Genomic DNA, 13,335 nt, shown 5'->3' with positions numbered 1-13,335 from the left:
TTATAGGGGCGTGCAGGGGCCTGCGCCGCCCTCTTTCGAAGGCGGACGTCAGTGCAAGGCAATGTGCTCAGATCGCGCCGAGGCTCTTCAGCGTGGCGATCTGATCCGGCGTGTAGCCGAGTTCGGCCATGACTTCGTCGGTGTGTTCGCCGAGCAGCGGCGAGCGCACGACTTCGGTCGGACTGTCGGACAATTTGATCGGATTGCCGACCGTCAGATACTTCCCGCGCACCGGATGATCGACTTCGACGACCGTTCCCGTCTTGCGCAGCGACGGCTCTTCGGCGATTTCCTTCATCGACAGGATCGGGCCGCACGGTATGTCGTGCTTGTTGAGGATTTCCATCGCCTGGAACTTGGTCTTCGACATCGTCCAGCGCTCGATTTCCTCGAAAATCTGCTTCAGATGCGGCAGGCGCGCGTTCGGCGTCTTGTAATCCGGATGATCGATCCATTCCTCCTTGCCGATCACCTTGCAGATTTCGCCCCAGACCGGCGCCTGCGTGATGAAGTAGATGTACGCGTTCGGATCGGTCTCCCAGCCCTTGCACTTGAGAATCCAGCCCGGCTGGCCGCCGCCCGATGCGTTGCCCGCGCGCGGCACGGCTTCGCCGAACGTGCCGTTCGGATATTGCGGGTACTCCTTCATCACGCCAGTGCGTTCGAGGCGCTGCTGGTCGCGCAATTTCACGCGGCAGAGATTGAGCACGCCATCCTGCATCGCGGCGAGCACTTTCTGACCACGTCCGCTCGTGTTGCGCTGATACAGCGCCGTGACGATGCCGAGCGCCAGATGCAGGCCCGTGCCCGAATCGCCGATCTGCGCGCCGGTGACGGTCGGCGGACCGTCTTCGAAACCGGTCGTCGACGCCGCGCCGCCCGCGCACTGCGCGACGTTCTCATACACCTTGCAATCTTCGTACGGTCCCGGGCCGAAGCCCTTCACCGACGCGACGATCATCCGCGGATTCAGTTCCTGGATGCGCTCCCACGTAAAGCCCATGCGATCGAGCGCGCCCGGGGCGAAGTTCTCGACGAGCACGTCGCACTTCTTCACGAGCGTCTCGAGCACCTTCTTGCCTTCCGGATTCTTCGTGTCGATGGTGATCGAGCGCTTGTTGTGGTTGAGCATCGTGAAGTAGAGGCTGTCGGCGTCGGGAATATCGCGCAACTGCTCCCGCGTGATGTCGCCCGAACCCGCGCGCTCGACCTTGATGACGTCGGCGCCGAACCACGCGAGCAACTGCGTGCAGGTCGGTCCCGACTGAACGTGCGTGAAGTCCAGGATTCGCACGCCGTCCAGCGCCTTGCCAGATGTGTTCACCGTCATGGCTTTGTCTCCCACTCTCTTTCGACGTTTATAGATTCACGATTATTTGTACATCGTCCCGCGCCGTCGTGCCCGGAGCGCGTAGACCGTCGGACCGCAAAGCGACCCGCCTCCTGTGATATACAATATTCCACACACAGTATTAGTCAACCGTCCGCCGATCGATGAAAACCCTGTGATGCAGCGCACGATCCCTTGAACGCCGCTGTGAGCAACACTCGACCGATTTTTAATTCTGCAGTGCATCAATCACCGTCGTCCGCCTCGGCCCGTTAAGCACTCGTTTAACGCTGCAAAAGCCCGCAAACGAAAGTTTTTGCGCGTGGTGAAATCTGATATACAGTATTTCAGCGCGCCGACGACGCTGTTGCCCGGCTCGCTCATTCCCATCAGAGGACATCAGGAGACGAGATGAACATCCACGAATATCAGGCGAAGGCGCTGCTGCGAAAGTACGGCGTCGCGGTTCCGGAGGGCCGCGTCGCCTTTTCCGCGACGGAGGCCGCCGATGCGGCGCGCGCGCTGCCCGGACCCGTCTGGGTCGTGAAGTCGCAGATTCACGCGGGCGGCCGCGGCGCCGGGCGCTTCGCCAACGATCCGGACGGAAAAGGCGGCGTGCGCGTGGTGAAGTCGGTCGACGAAGTGCGCGAGAACGCGCAGAAGATGCTCGCGTCCGTGCTCGTGACCAAGCAGACGGGGCCGGCGGGCAAGGAAGTGAAGCGGCTCTACGTCGAAGAAGGCTGCGATATCGCGCGCGAGCTGTATCTCGGCATGCTGGTCGATCGCGCCAACTCGCGCATCACGATCATGGCGTCGACGGAAGGCGGCATGGAGATCGAGGAAGTCGCGCATCGCACGCCGGAAAAAATTCTCAAGGTCGCGATCGATCCGGCGACCGGGCTTCAGCCCTTTCACACGCGCCAGATCGCGTTCGGACTCGGGCTCACCGGCAATCAGATCAAGGCTGCGTCGAAGTTCATCACGGCGCTGTATCAGGCGTTCGTCGATCTGGATGCGTCGATCGTGGAAGTGAATCCGCTCGTCGTGACCGGCTCCGGCGACGTGATGGCGCTCGACGCGAAGCTCAATTTCGACGACAACGCGCTGTATCGCCATCCCGACATCGAGAAACTGCGCGACGAGGACGAGGAAGATCCCGCCGAAATCGAAGCGGCGAAGCACGGTCTGAACTACGTCAAGCTCGACGGCAATATCGGCTGCATGGTGAACGGCGCGGGCCTCGCGATGGCCACGATGGACATCATCAAGCTCTACGGCGGCGAGCCGGCGAACTTTCTCGACGTCGGCGGCGGCGCGACCCAGGAGCGCGTCGCGACCGCGTTCAAGCTGATCCTGCGCGACCCGAAGGTGCAGGGCATTCTCGTCAACATCTTCGGCGGCATCATGCGCTGCGACGTGATCGCGCAAGGCGTCGTCGCGGCCGCGCGCGAGATCGATCTGAGCGTGCCGCTCGTCGTGCGCCTCGCAGGCACGAATGTCGATGCGGGCCGCGAGATTCTGCGCACGTCCGGTCTCACCATCATCCCCGCCGAAAATCTCGCCGATGCCGCCGACAAGATCGTCAGCGCCGTCGCTCAAGGAGTGGCCCAATGAGCGTTCTCATCAATAAAGATACGAAGGTCATCTGCCAGGGCTTCACCGGCGCGCAAGGCACGTTTCATTCCGAACAGGCGATCGCGTACGGCACGCGCATGGTCGGCGGCGTGACGCCGGGCAAAGGCGGCACGACGCATTTGGACTTGCCCGTGTTCGACACCGTCGCCGATGCCGTCGCGAAAACGGGCGCCGACGCCTCCGTCATCTATGTGCCGCCGCCCTTCGCCGCCGATGCGATTCTCGAAGCCATCGACGCGCAGGTGCCGTTCATCGTCTGCATCACGGAAGGCATTCCGGTGCTCGACATGCTGCGCGTGAAGCGCGCGTTGAGCGGTTCGTCGAGCCGGCTCGTCGGGCCGAACTGTCCGGGCGTCATCACGCCGGGGCAGTGCAAGATCGGCATCATGCCGGGGCATATTCACCGGCCGGGGAAGATCGGCGTCGTATCGCGTTCGGGCACGCTGACCTATGAGGCCGTCGCGCAGACGACCGCGGCCGGCCTCGGGCAGACGACGTGCATCGGTATCGGCGGCGATCCGGTGAACGGGACGAACTTCATCGATTGCCTGTCGCTCTTTCTGGAGGACGATGCGACCGAGGGCATCATCATGATCGGCGAGATCGGCGGATCGGCGGAGGAAGAAGCCGCGCAGTTTCTCAAGGACGCGAAGACGACGAAGCCAGTGGTCGGTTTCATCGCCGGAACGACCGCGCCGCCGGGACGCCGCATGGGTCACGCGGGCGCGATCATCTCGGGCGGATCGGGCACGGCCAGCGCGAAGATCGACGCGATGAAATCGGCGGGCATTCACGTCGCCGATTCGCCGGCCGCGCTCGGCGAAACGATGCTGCACGCGATGCGTTAGGCACGCGGGCAACCGGCGCGGGCCGAGCAAGGGCGCGCGCTATTGCTGAGAAAGGGCAGCATCGATAGACTTGCGCCTTTTTTCCGCGCCATGTTCGTCTACCTCGACTCTGCGATGGCGGTGGCCTTGCGCATCGGCCAGGTCACTGCCCTGTCGTTCGCGACATCGCAAGCCGTCGCGCCGTCTCCGAGTCATGCGCCCGGCTTTGTGCCGGTCGAGACGCGCGGCGCGCTGCCGAGCGACGACTATCCGCTTCGCGCATCACCGTTTCGATCAACGACGAAATAAAAAAACCGCACGGCGAACACCATGCGGTTTTTTGCTTTCCAACTCAATCCGTCATCAGTCCAGAAAGTCGCAATTCGCCTCGACGAACGCCGCCAGATCGAGCGAATGCTGCTTCACGAGCCGCTCGACCAGCTCCGTGTCGCGCTTCTCCAGCGCCTCGATGATCCGCATGTGATCGACGATCGAGCGCGACGCCCGATCGCTCTGCGAGATCGTCATCTTACGGATCGCGCGGACGTGCACGAAGATGTTCTTGATCGTGTCGAAGATGATTTCCGACTTCGACAGCCGCACGATCGCCGAATGGAACGCGATATTCGCTTCCGAATACTCGTCGATATGCTCGGCGGGCGTCGAGTCGCGGAAATTGTCGAACATGTGGCGCAGATGGGCGATTTCCTCGTCCGTCGCGCGCTGCGTCGCGAGGCGCGCCGCCATGCTTTCCAGCGCCGCCCACATGTGAATCATCTCGACGATCTCGCGCTTGGTCTTGCGCAAGATATAGACGCCGCGGCGCGGCACCGTGCGCAGAAAACCTTCCTGCTCGAGCAGCGTCATGGCCTCGCGAATCGGCGTGCGGGACACGCCGAGCGCTTCGGTCAGTTCTTTCTCGTCGAGACGGATTTCTTCCCGCGAACGATAGATGTCCGCCTCGGCGATCGCCTGCCGCAGCTTCGCGTACGCCTGATCGCGCAGCGAAACCGTGGCATTGATCGGCTCCAGCGAAAGCGTCAGCCCGGGCGGACGTACATCGGGGCGAACTTCCGGACTATCTACGGATTGAGTATCAGATGGCATTGATGGCTTGATTTCCCAAGTGCGGACGGCGAGCGTCGACACGCTTGCCCGAACCGCCGTTCTGGTCATCCGCCGCGAGACCGGCGAAGCGACCGTGATCCTGTGCGCGCTGCAGCATGCTTTGCGGCACGGCCGACGCAATCATAAACGTAACACCTACACCAACGGCAACCAGCGCGAATCCGACAACAACCAGCAGGGCGATGCTCATTTCAGGCTCCAGTTGAATCACTCAAGAGCCCTCAGTATATGCTGCATCGCAACAGCACGCAAGTATTTTGCATCTTGTATATCAGAAACAACGCTGGTGCCTTCGTCTGCAGTTTAGGCGGCTTTTTGAGATTGCGGGAGCGGCAGCGGCTTCGCCGTGCCCTGATTCACGCCTTCGCGCAGCTTGATCAATGCGAGAACGGCATCGAGCATCGGCGTTTCGACGTGCACGAGGCGGCCGATTTCCTGCACGACCGTCATCAGCGGATCGATTTCCATCGGGCGTCCGGCCTCGCAGTCCATCAGCATCGACGTCTTGTGCGCGCCGACCGCGCCGGCGCCGTTGATGCGCCGCTCGACGTCGACGCGGAAATTCACGCCGATCCTGTCGCCGATCGCCTTCGCCTCCAGCATCATCGCCTTCGAGAGCGCGCGCGTGCCGGGATCGCTCGTGAGCACGTCGAGCGTCGCGCCGGTCAACGCGCTGATCGGGTTGAAGCACAGATTGCCCCAGAGCTTCAGCCAGATTTCATCGCGGATGTTGTCGCGCATCGGCGCTTCCATATCCGCCTTCGCCATCATGTCGTGCAGCGCCTGCAGACGCGGCGAGATTTCGCCGCTCGGCTCGCCGATGGGAAATTTCTTGCCGTAGTGATGTTCGATGACGCCCGGCTCCGCGATTTCCGCCGCCGGCAGCAGCACGCAGCCGATCGCGCGTTCCGGACCGAACACGTCCCACTGGCGGCCGCCAGGATCGACGCTCTGCAGTTTCGTGCCTTCGAGCTCGCCGCCGTGTTTGTAGAAATACCAGTAAGGCAGACCGTTGACGGCCGTGACGATCGCGGTTTCCGGGCCGAGCAGCGGCGGAATCAGATCGACGACGCCCGGAATCGAATGCGCCTTCAGCGCGACGATCACGTAATCCTGCGGGCCGAGTTCGGCGGGATTGTTCGTGCAGCGCACCTTGACGGTGTGCTCCTCGCCATCGATCCGGAGCTTGACGCCGTTCGCCTGCATCGCCGCGAGATGCGGCCCGCGCGCGACGAAACTGACGTCCGCACCCGCTCGCGCCAGTTGCGCGCCCATATAGCCGCCGATCGCTCCGGCGCCGTACACGCAGATCTTCATGGTTCGTCTCCTGAGGGTTGTAGCTTTATATCTCTCTGATATACAAGATACTACATTCCGAGTGCAGACAGGACAAGGCGAATCGTGCGCTCGCAGACGAGCGAAAACCCGCATGCGCGAGATGCGCGGCGGGCTTCCTTCAGCGGCAAGAAGTCGGTCAGACCTCGACGGCCTGACCCGAGATGAAAGTATGCGACGAGGATGCGACGATGTGTGACCAGACGTTCGCCGCGCTCGAGCGCAGCGCGCGGCTCTTGCGCCGTACGAGCATGATCGTGCGCGACGTGTCCGGCACGAGCGGGATGATGCGCGTCTGCGCGCAGTCGATGGCAGCGCGCGCGTGCATCGGCAGGATACCGACGCCGAGGCCGGCTTCCGCCATGCGCGCAACCGCGGCAGCTTGCGTGAATTTCTGGCGCACCGCGCCCGCGACGCCGTGCAGCGCGAGCGCAGCCTCGATGGCGCCCAGGCTGCCGGTGTCATCGTCGAGCAGGAGAAGCGGCGTGCCGCGCAACTGCTGCCAGTCGATGCCCGCCGCCGCGCTCAGTCGATGCGACGCGCTGACGACGGCAGCAAGTCCATCGGCGAAAAGAGGCTCGGCGGCGAGTTCGTCGAGATTGTCGGGCGCGATCGCGACGCCCAGTTCCGCCTCGCCCGAACGCACGAGTTGCAGCACGGCATTTTGCGGCCGATCCATCACGATGATCGTGACTTCCGGCAGACGTTCGCGACACGATGCGAGCATCGCGGGCAAAACGCTCGCCGTGAGAGCGCAACTGCTCGCGAGATTGACGACGCCCGGCTCGCCGCCCTCTTGCGCGCGCGGCCGCAGAGTCGCTTCCAGTTCCTCGACGAGCGGCGCAATGCGGGCGAGCAGCTTGCGTCCGGTTTCGGTGAGCGCGACCTGACGCGTCGTGCGATCGAAGAGCCGCAGCGCGATTTCATCTTCGAGTTCGCGAATGCTGCGGCTCACCGCCGATTGGGTGATGCCGAGATCGTCGCCCGCGCGCGTGAAGCTGCGATGCCGCGCGAGGGTGACGAAAAGCCTCAGTTGATGCAGCGATACGCTCAACGTCGGCGTGCCCTGTTTCATTGAATCGAGCCGGTCCGTAACGACGCGTTGATCGACGATTCGGCCGACGACTCTTCCGTGAGCGTGTTTTCGATCCAGCGCTTTCGCATCGGCGCGAGAACGAATTTCGCGCACAGTCCCGCCGCGATCGACGTCACCGCCGCCGTGATGAACACCGCGTTCCACGACCCGATCGACGCGAGCACCGAAGCGAGCGGCACCAGCATCGACGCCGTGCCTTTCGCGGTGTAGAGCGTGCCCGCGTTGGCGGCGGCGTACTTGCTGCCGAAGGTGTCCGCGCAGGTCGCCGGGAAGATCGAGAAGATTTCGCCCCAGCAGAGGAACGTCATCGCCGCGAACAGCATGAAGAGATACGGATTGTGGCCGAACTCCATCAGCCCGAGCAGCGCGACGCCTTCACCGAGAAAGATGATGAACATCGTGTTTTCGCGGCCGATCTTGTCCGAGATGAAGCCGCACAGCGGACGCGTGAAGCCGTTGCACAGATTGTCGATGGACAGCGTCATCGCGAGCAGCGGCAGCGTTACGCCGAGGAGATTCACCGGCATCTTGGCGAAGCCGTATTCCTTCGCGATCGGCCCGAACTGCGCGGTCGCGATCACGCCGCCCGCCGCGACGAACACGAACATCAGATACAGCACCCAGAAGAGCGGCGAGCGCACCATCTGTCCTGTCGTGTAGTCGATCTTCGTCGACACGATGCGCTTGGCCGGCACGATGCCTTTCGGCGGATTCGGCCGCACGAGCATCAGCGCGAGCACGAAGATGCACGCGCCCTGCAGGATGCCGAAGAACATGAACGCGTGCTCGTAGCCTGAGCTCTGGATCATGTTCGAGATCGGAATCACCGTGACAGCCGCGCCCGCGCCGAAGCCAGCTGCGGTCAGGCCCGCCGCGAGACCGCGCTTGTCCGGGAACCACTTGAGCGCCGTGCCGACGCAGGTGCCATACACGCAACCGGCGCCGATACCTGCGACCACGGCGGCGATGTACAGATGCGTGAGCGTGGTGGCGTGGGCGTCGATCATCCAGCCGATGGCGGCGCAAAGTGCGCCGCCCATCACGACCGGGCGCGGTCCGAATTTATCGACGAGCCAGCCCTCGACGGGCACGAGCCACGTTTCAGTGACGATGAAGATGGTGAAGGCGGTTTGAATCGCCGCTTGACCCCAATGGTGCTTCGCATCCATCGGAACGACGAAAAGAGTCCATGCGTACTGGAGGTTGGCGACCAGCCCCATGCATACGATGCCGACTGCGAGCTGGATCCATCTGTTGTGGTGACGCCCGTGCGATTGCCCGGACACAACCGTGTCTGCGCTTGCCATGTCTGTCTCCGTTATCTGTCTTAGCGCTCGTACGGCGCTTGATGTGCTGCGAGAAGCCGGCGCGGTGCGTCGGCGGCGAGCGGTCGGTCAGGGGAAATGCTCGGTCCAGGCGGCATGGGCGTGAGGCCGCCGGTCACGGGTATTGCGCATGTCGCGCGTTTTGAGGTGGGCGATCGATTCGCACATCCGGCAAACATCCGCTTCAGGCGATCGAAGAATCATTTCAAAGCGATTCCCAATAAAGTCCGGATGGGTTATGCAGCCTTTGCAGGCTTCCATGCTGCGAGTGTGCTCGTGTTGCTTTGCGGCAAACTGGCCGATGCCTGGGGTCTGGCGTGGCCGTTCGTTCTTGGCGCAACCGTCCGCCTTACAACTTTCGCGGCCGTGAAAGCATCGTGGGGGAGAAAAACGATTAAGGAAAGTTAGAAAAAATTATTGTATAAATTAGTGATCGTTAATGGATGAGGGATTGCTGTGCTGCGCAACGCCACCCTGCGTCAACTCAAGATCTTCGAGACCGTCGCCCGTCGACTGAGTTTCTCGCGCGCCGCTGAAGAGCTCTACCTTACGCAGCCGGCTGTTTCGACGCAGGTGAAGCAACTGGAGGAGCATGCCGGGCTACCGCTGTTCGAGCAGCTCGGCAAGAAAATCTATCTGACGCCGGCCGGAAATGAAATGCTTCACTACAGCCGCGCGATTCTGGAGCAATTCCGCGAAGCCGACGATGCGATGGCCCGACTCAAAGGCATCGCGGGCGGCACGCTCAACGTCGCGGTGATCAGCGCCGGCGATTACTTTTTCCCCCGCTTGCTCGCCGCGTTCACGCAGCGCAATACCGATGTCCGGCTCAATCTCGCGGTACACAATCGCGAGGAACTGCTGCATCAGCTGTCCGACAATCTCACCGATCTCGCCGTGATGGTCCGCCCCCCGCGCGATATGGACACGGTGAACGTCTCATTCGCGCCCCATCCGTACGTGATCGTCGCGCCGCCGGATCATCCGCTCGTCGGACGGAGGAACTTGCCGCTCGAAGCGCTCGCCGACGAACCGTTCATCGTGCGCGAGCGTGGGTCCGACACCTGGAATTCGATGGAAGAAGGATTCGGCGGACGGCTGCCGAACCTTAACGTCGCGATGGAAATCACCAGCACGGAGACGATCAAGCAGGCGGTGATCGCCGGCATGGGCCTGAGCTTCTTGTCCGCGCACACGATCAGCATGGAATTGCAGGTCGGAAAGCTGGCGGTGCTCGATATCGAGGGCTTTCCCGTGATGCTCAACTGGTTCGTCGTGCATCGGAACAACAAGCGGCTACCGCCGGTGGCGCTTGCGTTCAAGCAGTTTCTGATCGAAGAAGGCGCAGCGCAGATCGAAGCGATCACGCAAATCGTCGCGAAGACGGGCAAACCGAACGCATAATTCTTTCTGAATAGATAAGCGAAAAAACTTTAACTATCGTATATGGATCGACTTTTCTATCCTGCATTCAAGCCCCACGGCCATACAGGAGACGATCATGATCCATGCAACGCACGACGATGACCGCGAACTTCAGGCGCAAGTCTGCGCGTTCAACACGGCTTTCGAAGAACTCGACCTGATGTTCCGCTGGGATGTGCAGACGTATCGCGCGCTGGCATCGGCGGATAGCGATTACGGGAAGATCGCACAGTACATCGCAACCCATTCCCCGCATTTGCTGACGGCCTACAGCGCCGAGTTTCTTTGCCAGGCGATCGTCGAGCGCAAGAATTCGACAATCGAAGCCTGCCGGCAAAACACGGTCCAATATGAAGACAGCACGCAGCGGGCGCGGCTCTGGCGGGCGCGCAACGAGGAAACGGCGCGCGTCTGACGGGTCTTTCCGATCCAAACGGGCGGTTCGATGAGTCGGACCGCCCGTTTCCCTTTCGCCGCGGTTGGCCGCGGCGTTCATTCCGTCAAGGCGTCAGCGCCACCCAGACCGCCTTCGGCTCGGTGAAATTCTCGATGGCGACGTCGCCATGTTCGCGGCCGAAGCCCGAGTCGCCGCCGCCGCCCCACGGCAGGCGCACGTCCGTGAAACCGTAGGTATTGACCCAGACCGTGCCCGCTTTCAATTCCGCGGCCATGCGATGCACGCGGCCGATATCCGCGCTCCAGACGCCCGCTGCGAGACTGTACGCGGTGCCGTTGGCGATGCGCAGCGCGTCGGCTTCGTCGTCGAAGGGGATCACGCTCGCGACCGGCCCGAAAATCTCTTCCTGCGAGATGCGCATCTCGTGCTCGACGTTGGCGAACACCGTCGGCTCCACGAAATAGCCGCGTTCGCCCGCGCGCTTGCCGCCTGTCACGAGCGAGGCGCCCTCGCCCGTGCCGATGTCCACGTAGTCGAGCACGCTCTTCATCTGCTTGGCGGAAATGAGCGGGCCCATGTTGGTTTCGCGTTTGGACGGATCGCCGAGCTTGATCGTCTGCGCGCGCTGGGCGAGGCGCTCGACGACTTCGTCGTAGACGGCGCGCTGCGCGAGAATGCGCGAGCCCGCCGAGCAGACTTGCCCCGCGTTGAAGAAGATGCCCGATGCGGCCGCGCGCACGGCGCCGTCGATGTTCGCATCCGCGAAGATCACGTTGGCGGACTTGCCGCCTAGTTCGAGCGTGACGCGCTTGAAGTTGCCCGCCGCGCCCTGCAGAATGCCGCGCCCGACGGACGGCGAGCCGGTGAACGTCACCTTGTCGACGCCCGGATGCGCGACGAGGGAATCGCCGACGACCGAGCCCTTGCCGGTCACGATGTTGAGCACGCCCGGCGGCACGCCGGCTTCCAGCGCGAGCCGCCCGACCATCAGCGCCGAAAGCGGCGTGATTTCGGCCGGCTTAACGATCAGCGTGCAGCCGCACGCGAGCGCGGGCGCGATCTTCCACATGCCGATCATCAGCGGGAAATTCCACGGCACGATCGCCGCGACGACGCCGACCGGCTCGCGCACGGTGTAGGTCAGCGCGTCGGGGCGTGCGGGCACGACCTGGCCGTTGATCTTGTCGCACCAGCCGGCATAGTAGGCGAGCGTATCGATGGCGGCGGGCACGTCCTGGCGTTGTACACCGGAGATCGGCTTGCCGGCATCGAGACTTTCGAGCGCCGCGAGTTCTTCCTGATTTTCGCGCAGGAGATCGGCAAGCTTCATCAGGATTCGGCCGCGTTCGGCGGCGCGGATCGCATTCCACGGCTTGAGCGCGGCGCGCGCCGCCTGCACCGCGCGGTCGACATCGGCGGATGTGCCTTGCGCGACGTGGGCGATCGGATTCTCGTTCGAAGGATCGAGGTTCGTCGAGTAGTCGCCTCCGCTCGGCGGGACGAACTCGCCATTGATCAGCAATTCATAGCGCTTCAAATCCGCGGTGCTTTCCATGTCTCGCTCCAGTGCTTTTTCGGATCACTTCATGTTGAGGGAGAAGAACCATCTATGAAAGCAAAACATTTTTATTGTTTATATAGGGCGGAATGTATGAGCGGATATAGCGCAGACCGCGGAATCGACTCTTGTCCCAAATTTCTCTGATTCGTCCGATAGGCCGAGATCCGGCGCGCTCCTACCATCTCAAAACTCGCACTGATTGCAGGGAGATAAGGGTGGTGTCAGTCATCTCGCGCTCGAAAAACGATCTTTACATCGTGATGCGGCGAGGCGCGCTGCGCGCCATCGTTGGTACTGCCTGCTCGGTGGCGGTGCTGGCGCTGGCAGGCGGTCTCGCGCTGGGCCAGTATGACGTTCAGATGCGGCGTGCGCAGGAGCCCGCCGCCGTCCGATACGCCCGAGCCCCTTACAACGCCGATGAGCTCGCGCGTCTGAAGGCGTCGAACGCCGCGCTCGATGCGCGCGTGGAGCGGCTCGCTGCGCAGTTGGACACGCTCAGTGGGTTCGATCAACGCTTGCGCGCAAAACCGCCGCGCGCCACGGCGACCAGCGCAGTGGCCTCGGTGCGCGCGGCCTCCAGCGACGCAGCGGGCGGCCCAGAGCTTCCGCCCCGCCCTTGCCAGGCCGCCGACGCGCGACCGGAGCCGCGAAACCGAAGCAACGAACTCGACTGCCTGGCGACGACGCTTGACGCGCTCGAACAAGACGCGGCGCACCACGAGGCGGCGTGGGAAGCCTTTCCGGGGCGTCGTCCGCTCGCGTTCGGACGAACGAGTTCATCGTTCGGGAACCGTCTGGATCCGTTCAATCGTCACCTGAGTTTCCACCCGGGCGTGGATCTGGTCGCCCCGACAGGTACGCCGATTCTCGCGGCCGCCGGCGGCCGCGTGATCCACGCCGGACCGATGCCGGGCTATGGCAATACGGTCGAGATCGATCACGGCAACGGCTTTATCACGCGATACGCTCACGCTTCGAAGATCGAAGTGCGCGTCGGACAGCAGGTCGAGCCGCGCGAGACTATCGCCGAGGTGGGCTCGACGGGTCGATCCACGGGACCGCATCTACATTTCGAGGTGCGTGTGGGCGGGAAGCCGGTCGACCCGGAAGGATATCTCGCGCTGTTTGCGGGCGACTCGCATGCGTGAGACGAGGTAAGAATTGGTCCGCCGGGTGAACCATTCCGACACGTTCAATTTGAAAGCAACCCGCCGGCGCTCGTCGAGAGCGAACTTGCGCTCGCTTTGGCGCTTGTGAGCGCGTCGGTCGCCGTGTT

At 62.9% G+C, this 13,335-nt stretch carries 14 protein-coding genes; 7 read left to right on the top strand and 7 right to left on the bottom strand.

What is annotated here, in order from left to right; translation table 11 throughout:
• Positions 1-67 precede the first annotated feature (67 nt).
• Positions 68-1,330: a formyl-CoA transferase gene (gene frc / locus NCS03_RS15260; protein ID WP_008353895.1), complete on the bottom strand. Its 1,263-nt coding sequence runs from the start codon at positions 1,328-1,330 to the stop codon at positions 68-70.
• A 411-nt stretch (positions 1,331-1,741) separates the two neighbouring features.
• Here frc and sucC point away from each other — a divergent pair, with 411 nt between their 5' ends.
• The 3 genes from sucC to NCS03_RS15245 all read left to right on the top strand — a co-directional run bounded on the left by sucC (position 1,742) and on the right by NCS03_RS15245 (position 4,101).
• Positions 1,742-2,944, top strand: a complete 1,203-nt coding sequence (gene sucC / locus NCS03_RS15255) for an ADP-forming succinate--CoA ligase subunit beta (RefSeq protein ID WP_175983078.1) — start codon at positions 1,742-1,744, stop codon at positions 2,942-2,944.
• Positions 2,941-3,813, top strand: coding sequence for a succinate--CoA ligase subunit alpha (sucD, locus tag NCS03_RS15250; protein ID WP_008353897.1), 873 nt, complete (start codon positions 2,941-2,943; stop codon positions 3,811-3,813). Before sucC ends, sucD begins: the two co-directional genes overlap by 4 nt.
• A gap of 90 nt (positions 3,814-3,903) precedes the next feature.
• Positions 3,904-4,101 (top strand): hypothetical protein, encoded by a 198-nt coding sequence (locus tag NCS03_RS15245; RefSeq protein ID WP_250481840.1) that lies wholly within the window; start codon positions 3,904-3,906, stop codon positions 4,099-4,101.
• 54 nt (positions 4,102-4,155) lie between these two features.
• On the opposite strand, the gene NCS03_RS15240 is transcribed toward NCS03_RS15245, so the two are convergent.
• The 5 genes from NCS03_RS15240 to oxlT form a co-directional block, all read right to left on the bottom strand.
• Positions 4,156-4,899 (bottom strand): GntR family transcriptional regulator, encoded by a 744-nt coding sequence (locus tag NCS03_RS15240; protein ID WP_008353900.1) that lies wholly within the window; start codon positions 4,897-4,899, stop codon positions 4,156-4,158.
• Positions 4,889-5,110 carry a hypothetical protein gene (locus NCS03_RS15235; RefSeq protein WP_051079075.1) on the bottom strand — a complete coding sequence of 74 codons (222 nt, stop codon included), beginning with the start codon at positions 5,108-5,110 and terminating at the stop codon, positions 4,889-4,891. Before NCS03_RS15235 ends, NCS03_RS15240 begins: the two co-directional genes overlap by 11 nt.
• A 113-nt stretch (positions 5,111-5,223) precedes the next feature.
• Positions 5,224-6,237, bottom strand: coding sequence for a 2-dehydropantoate 2-reductase (locus tag NCS03_RS15230; RefSeq protein ID WP_250529353.1), 1,014 nt, complete (start codon positions 6,235-6,237; stop codon positions 5,224-5,226).
• 157 nt (positions 6,238-6,394) lie between these two features.
• A complete protein-coding gene (locus NCS03_RS15225; protein WP_008353902.1) occupies positions 6,395-7,330 on the bottom strand; it encodes a LysR family transcriptional regulator in 936 nt (311 codons plus the stop codon).
• Positions 7,327-8,658, bottom strand: coding sequence for an oxalate/formate MFS antiporter (oxlT, locus tag NCS03_RS15220; RefSeq protein ID WP_008353903.1), 1,332 nt, complete (start codon positions 8,656-8,658; stop codon positions 7,327-7,329). The genes NCS03_RS15225 and oxlT overlap by 4 nt, the downstream gene beginning before the upstream one ends.
• Before the next feature lie 120 nt (positions 8,659-8,778).
• Here oxlT and NCS03_RS15215 point away from each other — a divergent pair, with 120 nt between their 5' ends.
• From NCS03_RS15215 to NCS03_RS15205, 3 genes are all read left to right on the top strand, one after another.
• Positions 8,779-9,084: a hypothetical protein gene (locus NCS03_RS15215; RefSeq protein ID WP_250481838.1), complete on the top strand. Its 306-nt coding sequence runs from the start codon at positions 8,779-8,781 to the stop codon at positions 9,082-9,084.
• 51 nt (positions 9,085-9,135) lie between these two features.
• On the top strand, positions 9,136-10,080 hold the full coding sequence (locus tag NCS03_RS15210) for a LysR family transcriptional regulator (protein WP_033536098.1): 945 nt from the start codon (positions 9,136-9,138) through the stop codon (positions 10,078-10,080).
• A 97-nt stretch (positions 10,081-10,177) separates the two neighbouring features.
• On the top strand, positions 10,178-10,516 hold the full coding sequence (locus NCS03_RS15205; RefSeq protein WP_008353905.1) for a hypothetical protein: 339 nt from the start codon (positions 10,178-10,180) through the stop codon (positions 10,514-10,516).
• Between the two features lie 85 nt (positions 10,517-10,601).
• Here NCS03_RS15205 and NCS03_RS15200 read toward each other — a convergent pair whose 3' ends face one another.
• Positions 10,602-12,053 carry an aldehyde dehydrogenase family protein gene (locus tag NCS03_RS15200; protein ID WP_175983081.1) on the bottom strand — a complete coding sequence of 484 codons (1,452 nt, stop codon included), beginning with the start codon at positions 12,051-12,053 and terminating at the stop codon, positions 10,602-10,604.
• 221 nt (positions 12,054-12,274) lie between these two features.
• Here NCS03_RS15200 and NCS03_RS15195 point away from each other — a divergent pair, with 221 nt between their 5' ends.
• Positions 12,275-13,207: a M23 family metallopeptidase gene (locus tag NCS03_RS15195; protein ID WP_502801522.1), complete on the top strand. Its 933-nt coding sequence runs from the start codon at positions 12,275-12,277 to the stop codon at positions 13,205-13,207.
• The last annotated feature ends 128 nt before the right edge of the window (positions 13,208-13,335 follow it).

Source organism: Caballeronia sp. ATUFL_F1_KS4A (genome assembly GCF_023630905.1).
GTDB lineage: Bacteria > Pseudomonadota > Gammaproteobacteria > Burkholderiales > Burkholderiaceae > Caballeronia > Caballeronia zhejiangensis.
The sequence above is the reverse complement of the archived record's forward strand: the minus strand, read 5'-3'. Positions and strand labels throughout refer to the sequence as shown.

Excerpts from the sequence above, each read along its gene's own strand:
- NCS03_RS15240 (WP_008353900.1), bottom strand. The coding sequence starts at position 4,899 with ATGCCATCTGATACTCAATCCGTAGATAGTCCGGAAGTTCGCCCCGAT.
- sucC (WP_175983078.1), top strand. The coding sequence starts at position 1,742 with ATGAACATCCACGAATATCAGGCGAAGGCGCTGCTGCGAAAGTACGGC.
- sucD (WP_008353897.1), top strand. The coding sequence starts at position 2,941 with ATGAGCGTTCTCATCAATAAAGATACGAAGGTCATCTGCCAGGGCTTC.
- NCS03_RS15230 (WP_250529353.1), bottom strand. The coding sequence starts at position 6,237 with ATGAAGATCTGCGTGTACGGCGCCGGAGCGATCGGCGGCTATATGGGC.
- frc (WP_008353895.1), bottom strand. The coding sequence starts at position 1,330 with ATGACGGTGAACACATCTGGCAAGGCGCTGGACGGCGTGCGAATCCTG.
- NCS03_RS15205 (WP_008353905.1), top strand. The coding sequence starts at position 10,178 with ATGATCCATGCAACGCACGACGATGACCGCGAACTTCAGGCGCAAGTC.
- NCS03_RS15235 (WP_051079075.1), bottom strand. The coding sequence starts at position 5,110 with ATGAGCATCGCCCTGCTGGTTGTTGTCGGATTCGCGCTGGTTGCCGTT.
- NCS03_RS15200 (WP_175983081.1), bottom strand. The coding sequence starts at position 12,053 with ATGGAAAGCACCGCGGATTTGAAGCGCTATGAATTGCTGATCAATGGC.
- oxlT (WP_008353903.1), bottom strand. The coding sequence starts at position 8,658 with ATGGCAAGCGCAGACACGGTTGTGTCCGGGCAATCGCACGGGCGTCAC.
- NCS03_RS15245 (WP_250481840.1), top strand. The coding sequence starts at position 3,904 with ATGTTCGTCTACCTCGACTCTGCGATGGCGGTGGCCTTGCGCATCGGC.
- NCS03_RS15225 (WP_008353902.1), bottom strand. The coding sequence starts at position 7,330 with ATGAAACAGGGCACGCCGACGTTGAGCGTATCGCTGCATCAACTGAGG.